Source organism: Dinoroseobacter sp. S124A (assembly GCF_049801015.1).
In the GTDB taxonomy this organism is placed as follows: Bacteria; Pseudomonadota; Alphaproteobacteria; order Rhodobacterales; family Rhodobacteraceae; genus Dinoroseobacter.
Map to the genome: position 1 here is coordinate 342,692 of NZ_JBNAGD010000005.1, position 22,997 is coordinate 365,688.

At 63.8% G+C, this 22,997-nt stretch carries 20 protein-coding genes; 15 read left to right on the forward strand and 5 right to left on the reverse strand.

From position 1 onward, the window contains the following. The first annotated feature begins 108 nt into the window (after nucleotides 1-108). The 4 genes from ACP15I_RS14725 to ACP15I_RS14740 all read left to right on the forward strand — a co-directional run bounded on the left by ACP15I_RS14725 (nucleotide 109) and on the right by ACP15I_RS14740 (nucleotide 4,263). Nucleotides 109-1,338: a TRAP transporter substrate-binding protein gene (locus ACP15I_RS14725; RefSeq protein ID WP_424975676.1), complete on the forward strand. Its 1,230-nt coding sequence runs from the start codon at nucleotides 109-111 to the stop codon at nucleotides 1,336-1,338. 107 nt (nucleotides 1,339-1,445) lie between these two features. Further along, nucleotides 1,446-2,114 carry a TRAP transporter small permease gene (locus ACP15I_RS14730; RefSeq protein WP_424975677.1) on the forward strand — a complete coding sequence of 223 codons (669 nt, stop codon included), beginning with the start codon at nucleotides 1,446-1,448 and terminating at the stop codon, nucleotides 2,112-2,114. Next, a complete protein-coding gene (locus ACP15I_RS14735; RefSeq protein ID WP_424965291.1) occupies nucleotides 2,114-3,472 on the forward strand; it encodes a TRAP transporter large permease in 1,359 nt (452 codons plus the stop codon). Before ACP15I_RS14730 ends, ACP15I_RS14735 begins: the two co-directional genes overlap by 1 nt. Nucleotides 3,473-3,483: 11 nt before the next feature. Then, entirely contained in the window at nucleotides 3,484-4,263 is a 780-nt protein-coding gene (locus ACP15I_RS14740; protein ID WP_424965292.1) for an IclR family transcriptional regulator, read from the forward strand. Between the two features lie 109 nt (nucleotides 4,264-4,372). Here the strand turns inward: ACP15I_RS14740 and ACP15I_RS14745 are convergent, their stop codons facing one another. Then, nucleotides 4,373-5,197 carry a LysR family transcriptional regulator gene (locus ACP15I_RS14745; protein ID WP_424975678.1) on the reverse strand — a complete coding sequence of 275 codons (825 nt, stop codon included), beginning with the start codon at nucleotides 5,195-5,197 and terminating at the stop codon, nucleotides 4,373-4,375. 81 nt (nucleotides 5,198-5,278) lie between these two features. On the opposite strand from ACP15I_RS14745, the gene ACP15I_RS14750 reads away from it, so the two are divergent. Further along, nucleotides 5,279-6,268 (forward strand): aldo/keto reductase, encoded by a 990-nt coding sequence (locus ACP15I_RS14750; protein ID WP_424975679.1) that lies wholly within the window; start codon nucleotides 5,279-5,281, stop codon nucleotides 6,266-6,268. A 14-nt stretch (nucleotides 6,269-6,282) separates the two neighbouring features. Here the strand turns inward: ACP15I_RS14750 and ACP15I_RS14755 are convergent, their stop codons facing one another. Further along, complete coding sequence (locus ACP15I_RS14755; protein ID WP_424975680.1) at nucleotides 6,283-7,191, reverse strand: LysR substrate-binding domain-containing protein; 909 nt, start codon at nucleotides 7,189-7,191, stop codon at nucleotides 6,283-6,285. Nucleotides 7,192-7,316: 125 nt separating this feature from the next. Here ACP15I_RS14755 and ACP15I_RS14760 point away from each other — a divergent pair, with 125 nt between their 5' ends. From ACP15I_RS14760 to ACP15I_RS14805, 10 genes are all read left to right on the forward strand, one after another. Further along, nucleotides 7,317-8,369, forward strand: coding sequence for a dipeptidase (locus ACP15I_RS14760; RefSeq protein ID WP_424975681.1), 1,053 nt, complete (start codon nucleotides 7,317-7,319; stop codon nucleotides 8,367-8,369). Nucleotides 8,370-8,413: 44 nt separating this feature from the next. Beyond that, entirely contained in the window at nucleotides 8,414-10,009 is a 1,596-nt protein-coding gene (locus ACP15I_RS14765) for an ABC transporter substrate-binding protein (RefSeq protein WP_424965297.1), read from the forward strand. Further along, nucleotides 10,010-11,068, forward strand: coding sequence for an ABC transporter permease (locus ACP15I_RS14770; protein WP_424965298.1), 1,059 nt, complete (start codon nucleotides 10,010-10,012; stop codon nucleotides 11,066-11,068). Further along, entirely contained in the window at nucleotides 11,069-11,977 is a 909-nt protein-coding gene (gene nikC / locus ACP15I_RS14775; protein WP_424965299.1) for a nickel transporter permease, read from the forward strand. Beyond that, nucleotides 11,977-12,834 (forward strand): ABC transporter ATP-binding protein, encoded by an 858-nt coding sequence (locus ACP15I_RS14780; protein ID WP_424975682.1) that lies wholly within the window; start codon nucleotides 11,977-11,979, stop codon nucleotides 12,832-12,834. The genes nikC and ACP15I_RS14780 overlap by 1 nt, the downstream gene beginning before the upstream one ends. Beyond that, complete coding sequence (locus ACP15I_RS14785) at nucleotides 12,831-13,571, forward strand: ABC transporter ATP-binding protein (RefSeq protein ID WP_424975683.1); 741 nt, start codon at nucleotides 12,831-12,833, stop codon at nucleotides 13,569-13,571. The genes ACP15I_RS14780 and ACP15I_RS14785 overlap by 4 nt, the downstream gene beginning before the upstream one ends. Nucleotides 13,572-13,597: 26 nt before the next feature. Beyond that, nucleotides 13,598-15,190, forward strand: a complete 1,593-nt coding sequence (locus ACP15I_RS14790; protein WP_424975684.1) for an ABC transporter substrate-binding protein — start codon at nucleotides 13,598-13,600, stop codon at nucleotides 15,188-15,190. Continuing rightward, the gene (locus ACP15I_RS14795; RefSeq protein ID WP_424975685.1) at nucleotides 15,187-15,630 is read left to right on the forward strand and encodes a GAF domain-containing protein; all 444 of its coding nucleotides are present in this window, start codon (nucleotides 15,187-15,189) and stop codon (nucleotides 15,628-15,630) included. Before ACP15I_RS14790 ends, ACP15I_RS14795 begins: the two co-directional genes overlap by 4 nt. A 387-nt stretch (nucleotides 15,631-16,017) precedes the next feature. Further along, entirely contained in the window at nucleotides 16,018-16,938 is a 921-nt protein-coding gene (locus ACP15I_RS14800; RefSeq protein ID WP_424975686.1) for a hypothetical protein, read from the forward strand. 71 nt (nucleotides 16,939-17,009) lie between these two features. Beyond that, nucleotides 17,010-19,499, forward strand: coding sequence for an ankyrin repeat domain-containing protein (locus ACP15I_RS14805; protein ID WP_424975687.1), 2,490 nt, complete (start codon nucleotides 17,010-17,012; stop codon nucleotides 19,497-19,499). A 288-nt stretch (nucleotides 19,500-19,787) separates the two neighbouring features. Here ACP15I_RS14805 and ACP15I_RS14810 read toward each other — a convergent pair whose 3' ends face one another. The 3 genes from ACP15I_RS14810 to ACP15I_RS14820 form a co-directional block, all read right to left on the reverse strand. After that, complete coding sequence (locus ACP15I_RS14810) at nucleotides 19,788-20,990, reverse strand: acyl-CoA dehydrogenase family protein (RefSeq protein ID WP_424975688.1); 1,203 nt, start codon at nucleotides 20,988-20,990, stop codon at nucleotides 19,788-19,790. 177 nt (nucleotides 20,991-21,167) lie between these two features. Continuing rightward, nucleotides 21,168-22,178: an AraC family transcriptional regulator ligand-binding domain-containing protein gene (locus ACP15I_RS14815; RefSeq protein WP_424975689.1), complete on the reverse strand. Its 1,011-nt coding sequence runs from the start codon at nucleotides 22,176-22,178 to the stop codon at nucleotides 21,168-21,170. 259 nt (nucleotides 22,179-22,437) lie between these two features. After that, nucleotides 22,438-22,884 carry an Lrp/AsnC family transcriptional regulator gene (locus tag ACP15I_RS14820; protein WP_424975690.1) on the reverse strand — a complete coding sequence of 149 codons (447 nt, stop codon included), beginning with the start codon at nucleotides 22,882-22,884 and terminating at the stop codon, nucleotides 22,438-22,440. Nucleotides 22,885-22,997 lie beyond the last annotated feature (113 nt).

Genomic DNA, 22,997 nt, shown 5'->3' on the forward strand with positions numbered 1-22,997 from the left:
ACGTCCCCTCCCGTCGTCCGTGAAAAAAACTCTATGCAAATTGCGATTACTAAACTAGCATTTTTTGAAACAAAAAGTCTCAAAAAGTTGCAAAACGGGAGGAAAGCAATGGGAGTTTACGATCGGATCAAAGGAGTCTCACGTCGGGATTTCTTTAGAATCGCAGGGACTTACGGGATGAGTTCGACCCTGCTCGCGGCGGGCGCCTTTGGTGGGGCCATGACCGCTGGCAATCTCGCGAAGGCCGCTGAGTCTACCTATAACAAGCGCTTCTCCAAGGAAGCCAAGCACACGTTGAAGTTCGGCGCAGCCGGATTCAACCCGCAAAACCTGCTGATCGAGCGTGCGGGTTGCCTCGAATTTGCCCGCGACCTCGAAGAGCGTACCGATGGTGAGATTCGCATCGAATTCATCGGGAACAACCAGATCTGCGGTCAGCTCTCCTGCGTGGAGAAGGCCCAGCAGGGGATCATCGATCTCTATGCCGCCTCGACCCAGAACTCGGCCGGCGGTGCGCCTTACCTGAACGTGCTGGACTATGCCTATATGTTCCGGTCGCGGGCGGACCAGTACTACTTCATGTACTCGCCCGAATCGCAGCGGATCCTGCGCGACCCGTTCGAAAAGCGGCATGGCCTGAAGTTCCTGTTCACCCACGCAGAACTGCGCGGGATCCAGCTGGGTCTCAGCTGGCAGGACAAGGAAACCGTCACCAGCATCGACCAGCTGAACGGCACCAAGAACCGGGTGACGGGCACGCAGCTGGGCCGGATCGCCATGCAGGCGCTCGGCCTGAACCCGGTGCCGGTGGCCTGGGAAGAGACCCTCGACGGGCTCAAGCAGGGCCTGATCGACGGCGCCGAGACATGGGCCTCGGCTGTGGCCTATGCCAACATGTCCCCGGTGGTCAGCCAATGTGTGGATCTGCGCTTCTTCTGCGGGACCGAGCATACGGCTATCACCTCCAAGGCGTTCGACGGTCTGAGCGGCGAGCTGCAGGATGCGGTGATGGAATCCTCGTATCTCACGCAGGTCCATGTGCAGGCGGCCAACGAGGCGGCCCTCGTAAACACCGTGGGCTTCACCGATCCGCCCATGCCGGGCACGATCTTTGCCGAGAACAACGTGCGGGTGGCCAAGCTGTCCGACGCGGAGGTCCGCAAGGCCGAAGAGATGTGCTCGCCCGAGTTCCAGCCGCAGCTCTGGGAGCAGTGGCGCGAGCGGATCAACAACTGGGCCGGTGGCATCGACACCTACCAGGACATCTACAACGAGGTGCGCAACAACCCGCACACCCTCGCTGAGAATGTCGAGCCCCGCCGCTGGTGGAAAGGCTGAGGCTCACGCCCTAGACTACGGTGGCCGGCCCCTTGGCGGGGCCGGTCGACCACACGGCAATCAGACCGGATCAATCCGGCGGTGCGCATCATAGGGAGGAGGGACCGATGGAGATCTGGTCCGATTTGGGGGCATTGATCAGCGCCCTGGGCAGTCAGGATTCCTGGACAATCCGCCAGGCACTGACCCCCAACACAGTCTATATTTTCGGGGCGGTGTTTCTGGCGATGTCTGGCCTGGCTCTGGCATGGGTTTATCACCATGTCCCGATCGTCGAACGCTATTTCGAGCGCACGGTGATGGTGACCTGCTATCTCGCGACCGCCGGGATCATCTTCTGGGGCGTGATCGATCGCTTCATCTTTTCGAACCAGCAACCCTGGTCGACGACGATCCCCCCGTTCCTCTTCATGATCATGGCGCTCTTCGGCGGGGCCTATAACATCCGCCTGAGGACCCATCTGAGCTTTTCCGAATTCCGGACCGTGATGCCCCGCAAGGCGCAATATGCCTGCCTCTGCCTCGATTTCGCCCTGTGGTTCGGCTTTGCGCTGATCCTGCTGGTGACGACCCTGCGGGTTGTGGCGCTTTCGGCGTCGAACTTCCAGATCGTGCTGGGCACGGACAACACCATGCAGTGGTGGTTCCTGCTCTCGGCCCCGATCGCCGCCACCTTGATGGCCGCGCGCGCGGTCGAGAACATTCAGGATGACACCAAGAACCTGCGAACCGGTGCGCCGCTGATCAAGCAGGCCGTGATCGGAGGAGATGTCTGATGGCTGACGGAACTCTTGTCACACTGATCTCGGTTGGGGTCACATTCCTGTTCATGCTGGGCGTGCCGGTCTTTCTGGTGATCGCCTATTGGGTGGTCGGCTGCTCCTTCGTGCTGGGCCTGACGCTCGACAATATGGGCGCCGAGATCCTCAACGTCTTCAACAAGGGCTTTGCCCTGCTGGCGATGCCGCTCTTCATTCTGACCGGGGACCTGATCAACAAGTCAGGCATCGCGCGGCGGCTGTCGGATTTCGCCTATGCCTGTCTCGGCTGGCTGCGCGGCGGTCTCGCCATGGCGTCGCTGGGCGCTTGTGGGCTTTTCGCGGCGATCTCGGGCTCGAACTCGGCCACCACGGCGACCATCGGCTCGATGCTGCATCCCGAGATGGTCAAGGGCGGCTATGACGAGCGCTTCTCGGCGGCCACCGCGGCGGCGGGTGGCACGGTGGGGATCATCATCCCGCCCTCGATCATCTTCATCGTCTATGGCTTCCTGATGAACCTGCCGATCTCGGATCTCTTCGTGGCAGGGATCATTCCCGGCACGCTGATGGTGGTCGGCATGCAGCTCGCCTGCTGGATCATCTGCCGGATCAACGGCTGGGGCTATATCATCCCGCTGCAGCTGAACCGCGTCCTGAAGACTGCCTTTGGCGCCTGGCTCGGCTTCTTTGCCATCGGCCTCGTGCTCTGGGGGATCTATACGGGCAAGTTCTCTCCCACCGAGGCGGCGGGCGTGACCGTGGGCTTCTGCATCATCGCGGGCCTCGTATCGTGGCTGCTGACCAAGGTGCTGAGCCTGCGCACGGACAAGACCTGGGAAGAGAAGAGCTATGGCGAGATGCTGGTCGTCGAGGGCTTCACCCTGCGCCAGATCCCCGGGATCACCATGCGCTCGGCCGAGATCACCGGGATCCTCGCGCCGCTCATCGCCATCTCGGTGGTGATGCAGCAGATCCTGTCGCTCCTCGGGGCGCAGCAGGTGATCGGGGATTTCGTAACCTCCATGGGCGGCTACCATGCGGTGCTGTTCACGGCGATGATCATCGTGTTCTTCTCGGGCATGGTGCTGGAAAGCCTGCCGGTGACGATCATCCTCGCGCCGATCCTTGCGCCGATTGCGGCCAGTGTCGGGGTCGATCCGATCCACTTCGCGGTGATCTTCCTCGTGGGGGCCTCGATCGGGTTCATCACACCGCCTTACGGGCTTAACCTCTATGTGGCCTCAGGGGTCACCGGCGTGCCCTATTTCCGGCTTCTGCGCTACACGGTGCCTTATCTTGTGGCACTGATCTCGGTGTGGTTCCTGGTGTCGCTGGTGCCCGATTTGGCCTTGATCCTGCTGCCGAATAAGTAACCCATAGCGGTATGGATGAGACGGTAACACATGAGAAAGACGCCCAGATTCCCACGAACCTGCGGTTGCTTCTGATCCTCGAGGAGGTGGCGCGCCGCGGCGTGCCCCTCAAACCGTCTGATCTGATCGACGCACTCGGGCTGGCCAAACCCACCGTGCATCGCCTTCTGCAGACCGCCGAGGCCGAGGGCTTCCTGCAGCGCGATCTCGATGGGCGGTCCTATGGGCCGGGGCCGCGGCTCCGGCGCCTGTCGGTGAATACGATGTCCTCCGCATACCTGCGCACCGCCCGTCTGGCGATCCTGCGCAGGGTGGCGGAAGAGATCGGCGAGACCTGCAACCTCGCGATCCCGGACCGGGAGGGGATGATCTATCTCGACCGCGTTGAGACGAAATGGCCCCTGCGGATCCAGCTGGCCGTGGGCACGCAGGTGCCGTTTCATTGCACGGCGAGCGGGAAGCTCTATCTTTCGACCCTGCGGCGCAAGACGTTGGAGGGGTTTCTTGCGGCAGGCAGCCTGCCCCGGAGTACCGAGCGTACGCTGACGGAACCGGACGCGCTGCGCGCGGAACTGCATGCGATCTCGCGGAACGGGTTCTCCACCGATGATGAAGAATTCATGGCGGGCATGGCCGCTGTGGCCGTGCCGATCCTCGACGATCAACGCCGTCTCGTGGCGTCGCTGGCCGTGCATGCGCCGGTCCAGCGTCACGATCTGACCGGATTGCTGCGGTTTCTGCCCGTGCTGCAATCGGGCGCGGGGCAGCTGGCGGATCTGCTGGCAAGCTAGCCGCGTGCCCCGCGCGCGGCGGAGGATACTGCCCCTCACCCGAGATCTCCGCAAAAGGCGCGCAGAGGATCACGCAGCACGTCGGCGCCGACTGCATGCAGTCGGCGCGTCACGCTCCGCTGCAATTGTCCTTCAGGATGGCCACGAGCCGCGTGATCACCGCACGGACGGCAGGGATGTGGCGGTCATCCTGATGCATGACCAGCCATTGATCATGGGCCAGCTCGTCGATCTCGTCCGAGACCCGCTGCAACCCGGTCTCCCGATCCCCGACGAAACATGGCAGCACAGCCCGTCCGGCCCCCGCCAGCGCCAGATCCAGCGCGTTGCGGGGATGGGTCACTTCGACTCCGGTCTCCGAACCTCCCTGGGCCGCCACCCAACGCGACGAGGGCGTCGCCCCCATGACCCGGATCCAGGGCCTTTCCGTACGGTCGATGGCATAGGTCGCAAATCGGATCCGTCCGATCTTGCGCCCGGCGAGCAGGGGATCCTCCGGGCCTTGGTTCCGCACCCCGATCAAGGTCTCGCGCCGCGTGATGCTCAGCACCTCCTCGGCGGATATGAACCGCAGACGCGCGCCGCTCGTCCCGACCAGCTCGGGCAAGCGGCGGCAGAGCAGCGCGGTGATCCAGCTCCCGGCGGAGATCTTGATCAAAGGTCGCTCTGGTCGTCCGGTCTCGACCATGGGCACCAGCTGGGCCTCCAGACGGCTGACCTTCTCGAAAAACGCCTGCCCCTCCTCTGTGAGCGCATAGCCCCGGGGCATCCGCTCAAAGAGCTCCTGCCCCAGCCGCCGCTCCAGCGACAGCATCCGACGCCCCAAGGTTGGCGCACTCTTGCCCGTGACGTCCACCGCCCGCGCCAGCCCCTGGCCACGTGCCACGGCCAGAAACAGCCGCAAATCATCCCAATCGAAGTTCATTTCACTCATGAAATGAACCGTACAGTTTGTGTCGTGGAATTGCACCTGCCCGATCCATACCCTGCCTCCGACAGCACAAGGAGCAGAGCTATGGAGTTTCTCGACACCCAGATTGCGCCCCTGGGCATGGGGTGCTGGCCCATCGGCGGACCGATGTTCTCGGGCGACCAGTCCCTCGGTTACAGCAATGCCGAGGATGGCATGTCCATCCGTACCATCCATGCCGCCCTCGACGGAGGGATCACCCTGTTCGACACGGCGGCGGCCTATGGGGCCGGGCATTCCGAGCGCCTACTGGCCCGGGCGCTGGCCGACCGCCCCGATGCCATGATCGTCACCAAGATCGGCATCGGTATCGACGAGCAGAGCAAGCAGCTCTCCTTCGACATGCCCACCCCGGAGGACGTGCAACCGGCCATCGAGGCCTGTCTCACGCGTCTGAACCGCGACCGGATCGACCTTGTTCTGCTGCACCAGAACGAGATGCCGATTGCCGAGGCCGCCGCGATCTTCGACGCCATGGAAGAGGTGCGCCAAAGCGGCAAGATCCGCGCCTTCGGGTGGAGCACGGATTTCTCGGACCGCACTGCCGCCATGGCCAAGCGCGACGGGTTCGTGGCCATCGAGCATGCGATGAACGTCTTTTTCGATGCGGAAAACGTACAAACGACCGCCCGGGACCATGATCTCGCGAGGCTCATCCGCTCTCCACTCGCCATGGGGGTATTGACCGGGAAATACGGGGCCACCGAACGTCTGGGCAAGGACGACATCCGCGCCTCGGGCGAGACCTGGATGGAGTATTTCAAGGATGGCACAGCCAATCCCGACTATCTCGCGCGGCTGGATGCGGTCCGCGAGTTGCTCTGTTCCGATGGGCGGTCTCTGGTGCAAGGGGCCTTGGGCTGGATCTGGGCCAAGGCGCCGGACAACATCCCGATCCCCGGCGCGCGGACCGAGGCCCAGATCACCGAGATCGCCGGGGCACTGGCCCATGGACCACTTTCAGCGGAGGTTCTGACCGAGATCGAAGCCCAGATTGACCGCGCCAGTCAGCCGGTCCCGGAGCGACCCCGCTGAAGCACGCCCCGCCGTCAGGTCGACTGGGTGAAAGGCGTTTTCACCGTGTGGAGCCGCACATGTCGGATGAAGGCGCGGGCGATGGCCGGGGTGGGTTTGCGATCCGAGGTCACGAAATAGGTCCGGTACTCGATGGGTGAGGCGAATTTGCGAAACACCACATCGCCGGACCGATACTGCACCACCGGGAAGGGATTGATGACTGTGACACCCAGCCCAGCCTGCGCCAGATCCGCCGCCGCGAACGAGGTCGAGGCCTCGGCCACGATCCGCGGGATGCTGCGGCTGTTGGTCAGCACCTTTTCCAACTGCGCCCGGCGCGAGTGCCGGTGGCTCAGGGCGATCAGCGGCTGCTCATGGAGATCCTCGGGCCGGACGACCTCACGCGCGGCCAGGGGATGACCCTGAGGCATCGCGCAGACTGCCTCGGAGTGCCGATAGGGCGTCAATTTGATCCCCTCCCGGGTCAGATCCACACCCGACAACCCGAGATCGGACCGATCCTCCTGTATGCGGGTGATCACATCCTCCGATGAGGCGACCTCGAGACTGACAAAGAAATGCGGGTTGGCGGTCAGGAAGGTCGCCATATGTCCCACGAGGAAACGATGGGCGAAACTGGGCGGCGCGGTGAGGCGCAGGGTCTCTTGTGCGGGCTCGGTGGGCCCGTCGATCCGGTCGAGCGCCTCGAACAACGGATCGAGCCGCCGGTTGAGCTGAGCCGCCTCCGAGGTCGGACGCAAGCGCCCGCCATCGCGCTCGAACAGGATGCGCCCGAGCCGCGCCTCAAGACTGGCGATGGACCGGCTGACGGCGGATTGCGACAGCCCTAGACGCAGCGCCGCCTTGGAGGTGGTCCCGCTTTCCATGAGCGCGCGCAGTGCTTCGTATTCCGGCAGGCTGTGCCAGGTGCGTCCTGCCATGGGGGCCTCTGCAAAAATCTCATCGATCTATGATATTTTATCATTCACTCAAGGATGGTCTATGAGAAAATATGGCCTACGCTGGCCCGGTTGCGATCGCTTTGGGGGCGGCACCGATGGAACACATGACCCAACCACTCATATTCGACGGGCATAACGACGTATTGCTGCGGCTCTTCACCGAAGGGCGCGCGACGGCGGCGCAGGGCTTTCTCGCCGGGCGCGACGGGGCGATCGACGTGCCCTCGGCCCGCGCGGGCGGGTTCGGCGGGGGCCTTTTCGCGGTCTATGTCCCCTCCCCCAAGGATCTCGACAGTCAGCTCGAAGAGATGCTGAAGGACACCTATGACATGCCCCTGCCCGACCCGATCCATTGGGAGGATGCCTTCCCGGTGGTCATGGCGCAGGCGGCGATCCTCTTCGACCTCGAAGAGCAGGGCGCGTTGACGGTGTGCCGCAGCGCAGCCGAGGTGCAGGCCTGCCTGAACTCCGGAATTCTGGCAGCGGTCCTGCATATCGAGGGCGCGGAAGCCATTGATCCGGAACTGAATACTCTGGATGTGCTCTATCAGGCGGGGCTGCGGTCCATCGGACCGGTCTGGAGCCGCGAGACGATTTTCGGCCATGGCGTGCCCTTTCGCTACCCCAGCTCGCCGGATACCGGCCCGGGGCTGACCGACCACGGATTGCGGCTTGTGCGGCGCTGCAACGAGCTCGGCATCATGATCGATCTGTCGCATCTCAACGAGGCGGGGTTCTGGGATGTGGCGCGCTATTCGACCCAGCCGCTGGTCGCGACCCATTCCAACGCCCATGCGATCTGCCCCCATGCGCGGAACCTGACGGATAAACAACTGGCCGCCATCGCCGAGAGTGATGGTATGGTCGGGCTCAACTTCGCGGTCGCCTTTCTGCGATCGGATGGCAAGAAGCTGTCCGAGGTGCCGCTGGAGCAAATGATCCGCCATCTGGATCACCTGATCGAAACGCTCGGCGAGGATCGTGTGGGATTCGGTTCGGATTACGACGGTGCGCTCGTGCCGGACGTGCTTAACTCCTGTGCCGGACTGCCAAAACTTCGGGCAGCCCTGCGCCAGCACGGCTATGACGATGCGTTGATGACGAAGCTCTGCCAGGGAAACTGGCTTAGGGTTCTCGAGAAAACCTGGGGCGCATAACCCGGGTTAAACTTTCCAATTCCCGACAACGGAGGACGACCAAAATGAATACTTTTGCGAAATTGCTCAGCGGGGCCGCATTGGGCCTCGCGGTGAGCGTGACATCCTTCTCGGCCTTCGCCGAGACGCCTGCGAACATGCTGGTGATCGCGCACCGGATCGACGATGTGACCACCATCGACCCGGCCGAGAGCTTTGAATTCGCCGGCTCGGATATCAGCCGGAATGTCTATAGCCGTCTGGTCAATCTCGACCCGAACGATCTGGCCGCTGGCTACAAGCCCGACCTGGCCGAAAGCTGGGAGGTCTCCGAGGACGGCAAGACCATCACCTTCACCATGCGCGAGGGTGTCACCTTCCACTCGGGCAACCCGGTGACCGCCGAGGACGCGGCCTTCTCGCTGCAGCGCGCGGTGATCCTGAACAAGACACCGGCCTTCATCCTGACGCAGTTCGGCTTCACCGCAGAGAACGCGGCCGAGACGATCCGCGCCGAAGGCAACAAGCTGATGATCACGACGGACAAGCGCTATGCGACCTCCTTCGTGCTGAACTGCCTCACGGCGACGATCGGCGCGATCGTGGACATGAAAACCGTCATGGCCAACGAGGTCGATGGCGACATGGGCAACGAGTGGCTCAAGACGAACTCCGCCGGCTCGGGCCCCTACAAGCTCGACAGCTGGAAGCCGAATGAGAGCGTCACGCTGACCTCGAACCCGGATTACTACGGTGGCGCCCCCGCCATGGAGCGCGTGATCGTGCGCCATGTGCTGGAAAGCGCGTCCCAGCGCCTGCTGCTGGAGCGCGGCGATATCGACATCGCCCGCAACCTCAACCCCGAGGACATCGCCGGGGCCTCCGGGGCCGAGGGCGTCAAGATCCAGGATGAGCTGAAGGGCCGCCTGATGTATCTGGCCCTGAACCAGAAGCATCCGGAACTGTCCAAGCCCGAGGTCCGTCAGGCGTTCAAATACCTGATCGATTATGAAGGCATGCGCGACAGCTTCCTGAAGGGTCAGTACACGATCCATCAGAACTTCCTGCCCGCGACCTATCTCGGCGCGTCGGATGAGAACCCGTTCTCCTACAATATCGAAAAGGCCAAGGAGCTGCTCGCGGCTGCCGGGGTCGAGAATCTCGAGATCGAGATCGGTGTGCGCGAAGCCCAGGAGCGGATCGAGATCGGTCAAAGCTTCCAGAACGCCGCGGCGCAGGCCGGGATCACGGTCAACATCACCGTCGGCACCGCCAAGCAGATCCTCGCCCGCTACCGCGCGCGAGAGCTGGACGTCTATCTCGGGGCCTGGGGCCCGGACTATCCGGATCCGCAGACCAATGCCGGCACCTTCGCCTATAACCCGGACAACTCGGACGAAGCCAACGCGACCGGCCTTCTGGCCTGGCGCAACAGCTGGGACACCGGTGGTCTGACCGCCAAGGTCGACGCCGCCGTGGTCGAGAATGATCGCGACATGCGCATCAAGATGTACGAGGAGATCCAGGCCGAGTTCCGCGAGACATCCCCCTTCGTGGTGATGTTCCAGCAGATCGAGCAATCTGCCCTGCGCGAGAATGTCATGAACTGGTCCACCGGTCAGGCTGTGACCGCCGCCGCCTATTGGCAGGTCACAAAGTAAATGGCCCTCTCCGAGGACAACGGGAAGGGGCGCGCGCGCGCGTCCCTTCCCCCATGGATCAAAACGACGGCCCTGACCCTCGGCTCCATTGCCGTGACGATGCTGGGCCTGCTTTTCATTACCTTCATTATCGGTCGGGTGATGCCCATCGACCCGGTGCTGGCCATCGTCGGCGAGCGGGCGTCGCAATCGACCTATGACGCGGTTTTTCTGGAGCTTGGGCTCGACAAACCGCTGATCGTGCAATTCGGCTATTACATCTGGGATGTGCTGCACCTGGACTTCGGCACCTCTCTGCTGAACGCGCGGCCCGTCTCCGAAGACATCGCCCGCGTCTTCCCCGCCACGCTGGAGCTTGCAACGCTCGGCATTCTCATCGGGGTCATCCTCGGGGTGCCGCTGGGCGTGGTCGCCGCGGCGCGCAAGGGATCCTGGATCGACCAGGTGGCCCGGGTGCTCGCGCTGGTGGGCTATTCGATGCCCATCTTCTGGCTGGGTCTGATGGGGCTCTTGATCTTCTACGGCATTCTCGGCTGGGTCGGCGGACCGGGGCGCGTGGGCATCTTCTATGTCGACGTGGTGCCCAGCGTGACCGGGCTGATCCTTGTGGATGCCGCCCTTGACGGCAATTGGGACGTCTTCAAGGACGCCTTCAGCCATATCATCCTGCCCGCCTCGCTGCTGGGCTATTTCTCGCTGGCCTATATCAGCCGAATGACGCGGTCGTTCATGCTGGAACAGCTCAGCGCCGAATACATCACCACGGCCCGGGTCAAGGGCATGTCGGAATGGGATGTGATCTGGAAGCACGCCTTCAAGAACATCCGGGTGCAGCTCATCACGGTCATCGCGCTCAGCTATGCGAACCTGCTGGAGGGCTCGGTCCTGACGGAGATCATCTTCTCCTGGCCCGGGATCGGCAGCTACATCACCACGGCCCTTCTCAGCGCGGATATGAACGCGGTGCTGGGCGGCACGGTGGTGGTCGGGCTGATTTTCATCCTGCTCAATATCTTTTCGGACCTTCTCTACAAGGTCTTCGATCCGAGGGCGAAATAGATGGCCGACCAGACCCTCCGGGCGTGGCTCCTGACGGACACGCCAACCTCGCGGCGCCATGCGAAATTGTCGGCGCTTTATCAGGGCTGGCTGTCGTTCCGGTCCAACACCATGGCCATGATCGGCCTCGGCATTCTGGTCGCGCTGGTGCTGATCGCAGCCGCCGCCCCCCTGATCGCGCCCCACGATCCCTTCGTGCAGGATCTGGGCAACCGCCTCGCACCGCTGGGATCCGAAGGGCATATCCTCGGCACGGACAGTCTGGGGCGGGATATCCTCTCGCGGCTGATCTATGGCGCGCGGATCACGCTCTATATCGTGGCGCTGGTGGCGCTGATCGCGCCCGTGGTCGGGCTGCTGGTGGGCACGGTTTCGGGCTATCTTGGCGGGTGGATGGATGTCGTGCTGATGCGGATCACCGATATCTTCCTCGCCTTCCCCCGGCTCGTGCTGGCGCTCGCCTTCGTGGCCGCCCTCGGCGCGGGGATCGAGAACGCGGTGATCGCGATCTCGCTCACGGCCTGGCCTCCCTATGCCCGGATCGCCCGGGCCGAGACCCTGACCATCCGCTCGTCGGACTACATCTCGGCCATCAAGCTGCAGGGGGCGGGCGGTCTGCGGATCATCACGCGGCATATCTGGCCGCTCTGCATCTCGTCGCTGATCGTGCGGGTGACGCTGGACATGGCGGGGATCATCCTGGCCGCCGCCGGCCTCGGCTTTCTCGGCCTTGGCGCGCAGCCGCCCAGCCCGGAATGGGGCGCGATGATCTCGGAAGGGCGTCGGTTCATACTCGATCACTGGTGGGTCGCCACCATGCCGGGGCTTGCGATCTTCACCGTTTCGCTGGCCTTCAACCTGCTGGGCGACGGCCTGCGCGATGTGCTCGACCCGAAGGCAGGTGAATGATGGACAGGCTTCTGGATGTGGAAAACCTCTGGGTGAAATTCCCGACCCGGCAGGGGATCTTCGACGCGGTGCGCGGGGTGTCCTTCACCCTCGGGCGCGAGCGGTTGGGGATCGTCGGCGAAAGCGGCTCGGGCAAGTCCATGACCGGGCGCGCGATCCTGCGCCTGATCCGCCCCCCGGGGATCGTGGAGGCCGATCACATCGCCCTGGACGGCGTGGATCTGTTGCAGAAATCCGAAAAGGAGATGCGGGCCGTGCGCGGCCAGCGGATCTCGATGGTGATGCAGGACCCGAGATTCTCGCTCAACCCGGTGATGACCATCGGCGACCAGATCATGGAGGCCTACCGCCTGCACTCCAAGGCCTCGAAATCCGAGGCCCGCACCAAAGCGCTGGAGATGCTGGAGGCGGTCTCGATCCGCAACCCGGAAAGGGTGATGCGCGCCTATCCCCACGAGATGTCCGGCGGGATGGGCCAGCGGATCATGATCGCCATGATGCTGATCCCCAATCCCGAAATCCTGATCGCGGATGAGCCGACCTCGGCGCTGGATGTGTCGGTGCAGCGGCAGGTGCTCGACATCATGGACAAGCTGGTCACGGACCGGGGCATGGGCCTGATCTTCATCAGCCATGACCTGAACCTCGTGGCGGATTTCTGTGACCGGGTGCTGATCATGTATGCCGGTCGGATCGTCGAGGTCTGCGATGCGGACAAGCTGCACGAGGCGCAGCACCCCTATACGCGCGGCCTGCTGAATTCCCTGCCGCGGCTGGATGCGCCGCGCGACCGGCTCGAGGTGCTGACCCGTGCGCCGGAATGGTCCGAAGCCCCAAGTGTGAGCGGTCGCCAATGACGATGCTGGAAATCGATGGTCTCGACGTCTGGTTCGGGCGTGATCGCGACCGGGTGGATGCGGTCAAGCAGGCGCGGTTTTCCGTGGCCGCGGGCGAGAGCTTTGGCCTTGTGGGCGAGAGCGGCTCGGGCAAGTCCACCATCCTGCGCGCCATCACCGGGCTGGCCCCCACCTGGTCCGGTCGGATCGCCGTGGGCGGTCAGGAGATCGAGTTGAAACGCGCCAAGGCCTTCTACAAGAAGGTGCAGATGGTGTTTCAGGACCCCTATGCCTCGCTCCACCCGCGCCATTCCGTGGATGCGGTGCTGGGCGAGACCCTGCATCTGCACGGGTTCAGGGATATCGACACGCGGGTCATAAAGCTGCTGGATGATGTGGGGCTGGGGCAGAAGTTCCGGTTTCGCTATCCGCACCAGCTCTCGGGGGGTCAGCGGCAGCGGGTCGCGATTGCCCGCGCGCTCGCACCCGAGCCCGAGCTCTTGCTGCTGGACGAGCCCACCTCCGCGCTAGATGTTTCCGTGCAGGCCGAGATCCTGAACCTGCTCGCGGATCTGCGGCAGGAACACGGGCTGACCTATCTCATGGTGTCCCATGACCTGAGCGTGGTGGGCCATATGTGCGACCGGCTTGCAGTGATGAAAGACGGCGAGATTGTCGAGATCATGGATGTGGCGGCGCTTCGGGCCATGAAGGCCACGCATCCCTATTCGCAGCACCTGCTCAGGGCCTCGATCTGAGGCGCGGGCCAATCACGGGGGTTTACATGTACCATTCGACCAAGACCTTACTTGCGGGCGTCGCGGTGGCGGCTCTGGCGGCCGGGCCACTCTGGGCAAAGACGCCGGACACCATTCTGGTGGTGGCCCAGAACATCGATGACATCGTGACCATCGATCCGGCTTCGGCCTATGAGTTCAGCTCGGGCGAGTATGTGGCGAACACCTATGACACGCTGGTGCGCTATGACGCCATGGACACCACGGTCCTGGCCCCTGCCCTCGCCACGCAATGGGAGATCGACGGCGCCAGCAAGACGGTGACCTTCACCCTGCGCGACGGCGTCACCTTTCACAGCGGCAACCCTTTGCGCGGCGCGGATGTGGTCGGCTCCTGGAAGCGGGTGGTGACACTCGACAAGGCCCCGGCCTTCATCCTCAAGCAACTCGGCTGGACCCCGGAGAACATCGACGAGATGGTCACGGCTGAGGGCAACACGGTCACGGTCCGCTATGAGGGCGAGTTCGCGCCCTCCTTTGTGCTGAACGTGCTGGCGGCGCGCCCGGCTTCCATCGTGGATATGGAAACGGTCATGGCCAACGAGGTTGATGGCGATCTGGGCCACGCCTGGATGAACAAGAATTCCGCCGGGACCGGGCCCTTCAGCCTCGGCACCTACCGGCCTGCGGATATCCTCTCGCTCACGGCCAATCCGGACTATTATCAGGGCGGCCCGGCCATGGAGCGGGTGGTGATCCAGCACAATCCCGAGGGCGCGACCCAGCGCCTGCAGCTTGAAGCCGGGGATATCGACATCGCCAAGAACCTCGATCCGGGCCAGATCGCCGGGCTCGACGCGGCCGAAGGCGTCCGGGTGGAGACCTATCCCCAGGCGGCGGTGCATTGGGTGTCGTTCAACCAGAAGACCGAGAGCCTGACGGATCCGGCCGTCTGGGAGGCCGCGCGCTATCTGGTGGATTACGAGGGCATGGCCGAGGGCATGCTCAAAGGTCAGATGAAGGTGCATCAGGCCTTCTGGCCCGACGGCTTTCCCGGCGCGCTCACGGAGACCCCCTTTGGCTACGATCCCGAAAAGGCGCGCCAGATCCTGTCCGAGGCCGGGGTGGAGACCCCGATCAACGTGACCATGGACGTGATCTCGGCCCCGACCTTTGTCGAGATGGCTCAGGCGCTTCAGGCGTCTTTCGCCGAGGGCGGCATCAATCTTGAAATCATTCCGGGCACCGGCGCGCAGGTCATCACCAAGTACCGGGCGCGGACCCACGAGGCGATGATGCTCTACTGGGGGCCGGACTTCATGGACCCCCATTCCAACGCCAAGGCCTTTGCCTATAACGCGGATAATTCCGACGACAAATACGCCTCCACCACCACATGGCGCAACGCGTGGATGCCGCCGGAAGAAATGAACAAAAAGACCATGGCGGCGCTGGCCGAGCAGGACGCCGACACCCGGCTTGAGATGTATATGGATCTGCAAAAGGCGACCCAGGCCGAGGCGCCGTTCGTCATCATGTTCCAGGCAATCAAGCAGGTGGCCATGCGCGACAACGTGCAGGGCTTCGTCAACGGTGCCACGTCTGACTACGTCTTCTACCGGCTGGTCGAAAAGGAATGAGCCCGCCGCGCTCCGCCGACGCCTTCTTCGCAGAATTGCATGAGGCCATCGGCGGGCGCCTGTTCACGATCACCGTGCTGGACCGGGACGCCGGTCTGGCACGGCGCGCTTACAGCTCGCATCCCGAGGCCTATCCCGTCTCGGGCACCAAGCCCATGGCACAGGGTGCCTGGACGGACATGGTGGTCACGCGTGGTGAGGTGTTCGTGGCGAACTCGGTCGCCGAGTTCGCGATCTATTTTCCCGACCACGCGCTGATCGAAAGCCTCGGCTGCGGGGCCGCGCTGAATGTGCCCATCCGCAATGGCCCGGTGATCGGCACCGTGAACGTTCTGGACGTCGCCGGGGCGTTCTCACCTCCGGTTGTGACGCGGATCTGCGCCGAGATCGCCGCGCAGGAGGACGCGCTGCGGACCCATCTGGAAGGTCTCGCGCTGTAATCAGACGTCCTTTACGGGGGCCAAAGCGCCCCGACGGATCGACAGCGTACCACAGGGCCAAGCTGGGACCCGTTCCCGGAGCATCGCCGCAACGCTGTCTCGACCCGAGATCGCCAGCGCGCACCGGGCGGCCCCGTTTGCGACATCGACAACACCGACCGGGGGACAGGTCGAAATCCTGCAGCGCTGCGCAAGAGCGCTTGAGGCCCGCGCGCTTGACACAGAGCCTGCGCCCGCGGCACGCTGTGTCATTTCTTGACGCCAAATCCGACCTGCACCGTGCTGTTTCGAAGTTTTTTCCTGTCCCTTTTCTGTCTGGCGGCCATGCCGTTACAGGCCTTTGGACAAAGCTCCTGCGACACCAGCATCCGCTTCGCCGCCGCCAGAATGAGCGTCTCGGCGGCCCAAGCCCGGTTCCGGGGCTGCGTCGCCCGCGAGGACAGGCTGGTCCAGCAGGATCGCGACGCCTATTACAATGGGCGCCGTCCCCCGCAGCAGCAATGCGCGGGCGAGGCCGTCATCTACACCGCATGCGAGCGCGAAAGCCGCAATATCTGCACCGCCCGGGAAGAACTGGAGGCCGCGCGCGACGCCTGCTTGCGGTTCGATCAGGAAGAGCTCGACACGATCACTGACGCCGTTGAGGACCTGAATGGTCGACGCCCCGATGCCGGGGCCGGCGCGCTTTCGAAAAAGCTGACCGAGCAGGCCCTGAAGGAGTTGGACGCAAGCATCCGCACGACCCTCGGCGCGTTGGATGGCGTCATCGCGGATGCGGACGCCTTGGGTCCGGTCGGAGATACCGCCCCCGCTCCGAGGTTTTCCGCCACGACGGGCCCCGGCGGCGCGGATCAACCCAACGCGCTGCCTACCGACCTGCAAGCCATTCTCGATCAGACGGTGGAAGGGCTGCAAAGCGCCGTTCAGGATGGGGATCTGTCGGTGCAAGAGGCGCAGACCCTGTTGAACCGGGGCTTGCGCCAAATCCGCGAAGACCGCGATCGACAGGTCAGGGCCGCGCGAGAAGAGATCTGGGACAACAGGGTCCAGGGCTCCGAAGAAGACGAGCTGGCGGCGCGCATGCGGGCGCAACTCTCTGCGTTCTCGCGATCAAGCCCGGCGCAACCGCCCAGAGGTCAGCAATCCAGACCCAGCGCCGCGAACGATGTCGCCGCGTGTATTCAGACCTGTGTCACCTGGCCGAACAACACCCGGGGCGGGTGCACCCGGTGTTGCCAACAGCTGGGCGCGGGCGTGTTCACCAGCTGCTTTCCCAACAGCAGAACGTATTTCGAACGGTGGCGATAGACGGGCCCGCGATGCGCAAAAGCCCGGGGCCTCAGGCGACGGGCGGGCACCCCCAATCCGAGGACAACGAGATGACACAGCAATCTGATCCTACGACACGGGCCTCGCGGGTCGCTGCGCTCGCGGTTTTGACCTTTTGCGGCATTGCACCTCTGGCGTCGCAGGCCTTCGAGCCCGTGGCGGAGTTTCCGGTGGATCACAACTCCTACACGCTCACCGCGCAGACCTTTGGCCCGGACGGCACCTTCTACGCGGGCGACGGGCTGCGGCTCAGGGCGTTTGATCTGCTCGGGAACACGCAAACCGACGGGTTGATCGTCGGGCAGGCGGCGGGCATCGCGGTCTCACCGAATGGAAGGCAGGTCGCCATCGGAACCCATGATGACGGTGTCACGCTCTACGCGCTGCCCGACGGGTCCGAGATTGCGCGGTTCGACCTGGACCTGGTCTACACTCCCCCTGTCTTTCAGTTCGATCCCTTGGGCCAGAACCTGCTGGTCAAGACGCAAGCTGCGCCAAACGCGCTTCATCTGTTCAACGTCACATCCGGGACGCTGCGCCGGATCGCGCCCGACAAGGTCTCCCCTGAAATGGCTGCATTCTCGCCCGATGGCCTGTCGATCTACGTGATCGAGCGGTCCGGAGAGATCGAGAAGATCGACCTCGCAAGCGGCACGACACAAGCCGCGGCCAGAACGCGCGTCCCCCTGGCATTGCCGGTGCGCTTGCAAATCCTGCCAGACACGCAGGATGTGGCCGTGGTCTCGGTGGGCGAGGTCAATCGCTTCAACGACCAGCTGGGCGGGCGCAGGCATAGCTTCGCGCCCCTCGCATTTGGCGAAAGCTTCACCGGGTCGGGGCAGTTTGATCGGTTCTTGTTCACGAACCCATCGGGCAGTTCCGTGGGGCGGCTAACCCTGGCGGGGGATTTTTCGACCTATGACATTGGTCGGGACAGGGCGTCACAGTTCCGGAACCCGCGCATTGCGAGCGCGTTCCCGGCCTGGAAACATGACACTGCGGCATTGAGCTGGGATGGGTCCGTGCTGGGGGTGGTTCAGCGAAACCCGGATGAAGGCGGTGTTTTCTTCTTTGCACTTCCATCCGAGCGTTGGACCGATCTGAGCCAGATGTTTGACCGCCAAGCAACCGCACGCGCCGCGCTGGAGGCGATCAAGCGGAATGACCTCGACGGGCTCGCCACGCTCATAACGCCCGAGCTGGTTTTGAACACACCGATGGCGCCCTCGCTGCTTTCGATGGCGGCGGCTTTTGGATCGCTTGAGAGCGTGTTCCTGCTGGTTGAGAATGGCGCAGATGTGGATCAGCTTGCGCCCCTGACGGGCAAGACCGCCTTGATCCATGCCGCGGAAGCCGGAAATGAGGAGACGATTCAAGCGCTGCTCAGCCTGGGTGCGGATACCACTCGGATCGCGAGGACCGGCGAGACATTCACGGCAGCCCTGGCGAAGTCGCCCATTGCAGAAGACAGCGGGTCGCAGATCGCCACGCTCAAAGCGCAGATCAGGCGCAAGCTGCCCGCCGCAGCGCTGGGTCAGGCCCTCTTCACGGCGGTGGCGCGTGGCGACCGGCATCTGTTGGCGACCCTTCTGTCCATGGGGGCGGATGCGAATGCCCGGGACAGAGAAGGCCGAACCCCCTTGATGATCGCAGCCGCATCCGAGGCGGACACGGCGCTGGCGATGGTGCGGGACCTGCTGCGTTTCGGGTCCGCCGATCCGAACATGACAAACAGGGACGGGGCAACGGCGCTGGCCTTCGCCATGGCTGCGGATGCCGGGGAGGACCTTCTCAGGACCCTGATCGTGGTCAGCGCGCTCGCACGCGAGGACAACCCGAGCTATGCGTGGGATCTGGCGTCCGAGCTGAACAATCCGGCGGCTCTGACCCTTCTGCCCGCCCAAGGCTGGCAGCCGCCCAACATCCCCATGCCGGAGATCGCGAAAATCGACCTGCCGATCGCGGGCAACATGACCCGCCAGCAGATCCGCACCCTGCAGGAGGCGCTGAAGCGACAGGGGCTCTATGCCGGATCCATCGATGGTCTCTGGGGCCCTGCCAGCCGGCGGGGACTCGCATCATATTTCAAGGTCGTGTTCGAAGACCACCACAGTGTCCTTGAAGAGTTCTGCACCGGGATCGGGGCCGAGATTGACCGGCGTTCCGCTCGGGGCGCGGCCTATCTGGGGTCTGGATCCGGCTCGGGCGTGGCGTGGCGCTTCGAGGGCTTTCACGGGATGGGCGTCGATGTGGAGGCATCGAGCACCGACCGGGACATGACCGTCCGATGCGAGTTCAGGGCGGGCGCGAATGGCACACGCACCACCGAACAGCTTGAGCTTTGGGCGGGGTTTGTGCGCTACGACAGCCGTCAGGTCATCGCCGATTTCCGCAACAAATGTGCAACCGCGCAGGACTGGTTGCGATCTCAGTTCTACGTGGCCGAAGCGCCGGTCGCGGTGGATTTCGCCTGCGAGCGGGCCATGGCTGGGGTACCTATCAGTGATCGTGGGGTCGCCACGACCTGGCAGGAATACTGATCGGCACCGGGCCGCCATCGAACGGAGCGCTGCACTGCTTTGGGCAAGCTCGTCCTGCGGGAAAGCGCGCAGCGCATCTCTGAAGCGCCGCGCGGGGGATTTCGGACCATGACGCCCTGCGCAGGCATCAAGGGGGGACAGACACTGGCGGTGTAGCCTCCCCAGCTATTGTCTCATGGCCCTTCGGATCGTCATCAATGGCCAGGGGACTACAGGTCCGGGGAGTGACCTCGCCGCCGGGCCAGCCGCTTCTCGCGCCCCGGTCGTCGCCAGACGGATCGCTCCGCGTTACTCCGCGGCAACGGCCTCCGGCCCGTCGGTCTCGCCGAAACCCTTCGGCACAGGCAGATCCGGCAGGCCTGCGGCCCGCTTTTTCAGGGCGCGCCCGATGACGACGCGACTGACCTCGGTCGTTCCGTCCACGATCCGAAGCATCTGCGCGAGCCGGGACAGACGGTCCAGACCATAAGGTTGCAGCAGACCCATGCCGCCCAGCACCTGTGTACAGGTGTTTGCCGCCTTCACCGCGGCATCGGGCACGAAACGTTTGGCATGGGCAGCCATCAGGGGGCCTTCGGGTGTGCCCAGGGCCTCGGCGGCTTTGCGATAGAGCAGCCTGGAGGCCTCCAGATCGGTCGCGACCTCGCCCAGCATCCACTGGATCCCGTCGAGATCGAGAGTCTTTCCCCCGAACATCTTGCGGTTCTTGGAATAGGACAGCGCAGTGTCCAGCGCCGACTGCATCAGCCCACAACACCCCGACGCGATGGAGACCCGCGCGATATCGATCGCCATGAGCCCGCCTTGCAGCCCCTGACCGATCGGCAGGATGATGTTGTCTTCACTGACCACGACCTCGTCGAGATACATCTCGGACATCGGCAGGAAACGATAGGAGGGCGTGTCATAGAGCGGGCCAAAGCTGATCCCCGGGGCGTCGGCGGGAATGGCGATCATGGCCATGTCCTTGTGACCGGGGGCGTCGCTGGTTTTGACCACGGTGAAGTAGATGTCAGCCTCGGTCGCCAGACTGACCCAGGCTTTCGCCCCACGGATCGTCCAGGTGCCATCGCCGTTGATGGTGGCTCTGGTATACATCGTCATGGGGTCAGAGCCGGATTGCGGCTCCGTCAGAGCGAAATTCGCCAGCTTGCGGCCAGAGGTCAGGTCACGCGCCCATGCCTCCTTGAATGCCTCGGTCCCGTAACCGCATGCCGCGAAGGTACAGATATTGTGCATCGACAAGGCAAAGGCATAGGCCCCGTCGCCCAGCCCCAACTGTTCATAGACCTGAATGCCCTCGGCCAAGGGCAGGCCCTGCCCGCCCCACGCTTCGGGCGCATAAAGCCCGGTCAGACCCGCAGCCCCGGCTTTGTCAGAGGCGGCGCGCGGCCAGGCTCTCTCGGCGTTCCAGGTTGCCACATTCGGTGTGATGACATCGCGCGCGTGATCGCGGGCTGCGGCGAGGATGGCGTCGAGTTTGGCTGACATGGGCGAGATCCTTGGACATGGCCGCACATATCCGAATTCGCCAACAAGGGTTGGCAGAACAGATCGAACAGACACGGCGCGTTGTGATTTCCCGTCTTATATCTGCCCTGAAGCCATTCAGGCCATCTCACAGAGTGACAGGTCATTGTCCAAAAGTGACAGATCAGGTGCTCGCCATCATCGCCGCCGGTAAGAACTGGGCGTGGCCCCGGTCCAGCGGTGGAACGCCTTGTGAAAGCTGGCCGCCGATGAAAACCCGACATCCTGGGCAATCGCTTCGATACTCGCCTCCTCCAGCTGAAGTCGCCGGATGGCGATGTCCCGGCGCAGCCCATCCTTGATCGCCTGAAAGGAGGTGCCATCGGCCTCGAGCCTGCGGATCAATGTGCGCGGGGTCATGTGCAAGGCATTGGCGGCTGCCCCCAGATGCGCCGCCTCCCACGGGACCTCGGTCAGATAGGCCCGCACCCGCAGCGATTGCGTATGCTCCTGCGAGCGCGTGAAGATCCAGTCGCGGGGCGCGTTCTCGAGAAAGCGGTCCAGATCATCGGAACTGCGGATCTGAACCGGGCCGAGCGCTTTCGTGGGCACGCGGATCGTGGTTGCGGGGGCCGAGAACCTGATCGGCGCCGGGAAGATGACAGCGTAATCCTCTTCAAAGGACGGGGGCTCAAAGGCGAAGGCGACCCCCGCCAGCGGCACCTCCTGCCGGGCCAGCCAGGACAGGATGCCATGCGCAAGTTTCAGGATCAGCATGTGGCCGAAACGCTGGGCGGGCGCGTCGGTCTGGGGGATGAGGCGCAGGGCATAGGTCTCGGCCTCCTCGCTCAGGTCGAACTGGTAGTCATCCAGCAGCAGATTCCAGAAGGTGGAAAAGCGATAGAGCGCCGAGGCGAGCGATGTGGACTCGCGCAGCGTGGTCAGCAGATGCTGCAAAGCGCGCGCTCGGATCGGGCGGGACCAGAGGCCCATCATCTCGTCCCCGGTCTCGACCGCCGCCAACTGGTACAGGCGCACGATCTGATCAAGGGTGACCCGCCCCTGGGCGGGGCCAGCTTCCACGGGCAAGCCGGATCGCTCCAGCAAGGAACGATAGTCATCCTCGGCACAGATCGCCCGAAGGCCGACAAGCCAGTCCTGGATGAACTGGCTGGAGACCGTCGAGAAGGAGGGGGCTGCTGCGCTCATGTACCGGCGAAACTAACAACGAAACGTCCGCGCCAGAAGCCGTCATTCTGCGACCGCCCACACGCGCGTCAGGGGGTGCCATGCCCTCTGCGTGGGCAGAATGTGGCTCTGCACCCGGGGGGGGGACGCGCGCGCATGACAACGTGGCAGGGGAAGGTCCCACCTGCACCGGGCACACGCCACGGGTCCTGCCACGCTGTGGACAAGACCAGCCCATGCGTCGAAGACGCAATAGACACTTCGGTCCAGGCCGCGCGTGTCAGATGGTCGACAGAAGGATGCTCGTCTCGCTGTTCAAGACGCCATCGACAACGCGAACCTCCCGCAGAACCCGATCGAACTCGGCAAGATCATCCACAAGGATCTCAGTAATCAGATCCCATTTGCCGCTGGTTGTGTGAATGGCCGTCAGCTCAGGCAAGCGCCGCAGCTTGTTGATCACCTGCGTGGTGTTGCGGCCCACGACCTCGATCATCATGATCGCCCGGATCTGACCGGGGCCGTAATCCTCGCGAACGCGGGCCGTGAAGCCCAGCAAGGCCCCCGATGCCAGCAGCCTGTCCAACCGGGTTTGGACCGTGCCCCGGGTGACCCCCATGATCTCTGCCAACTTGGACACCGGCGCGCGCCCATCGTGGCGCAGCAGCCCGATGAGCGTGCGATCATGATCGTCGAAGACATGTTTGCTCGCCCCACGCTTGGACATGCGGACCCCTCATTTTGCAGTCTGGTGCCATACAAATTGTACGATTCATGGACAGAAATCTATTCTGTTGAGCATTTGAACTGCAATTATCAGGGTCGATAACAGGGCCACAG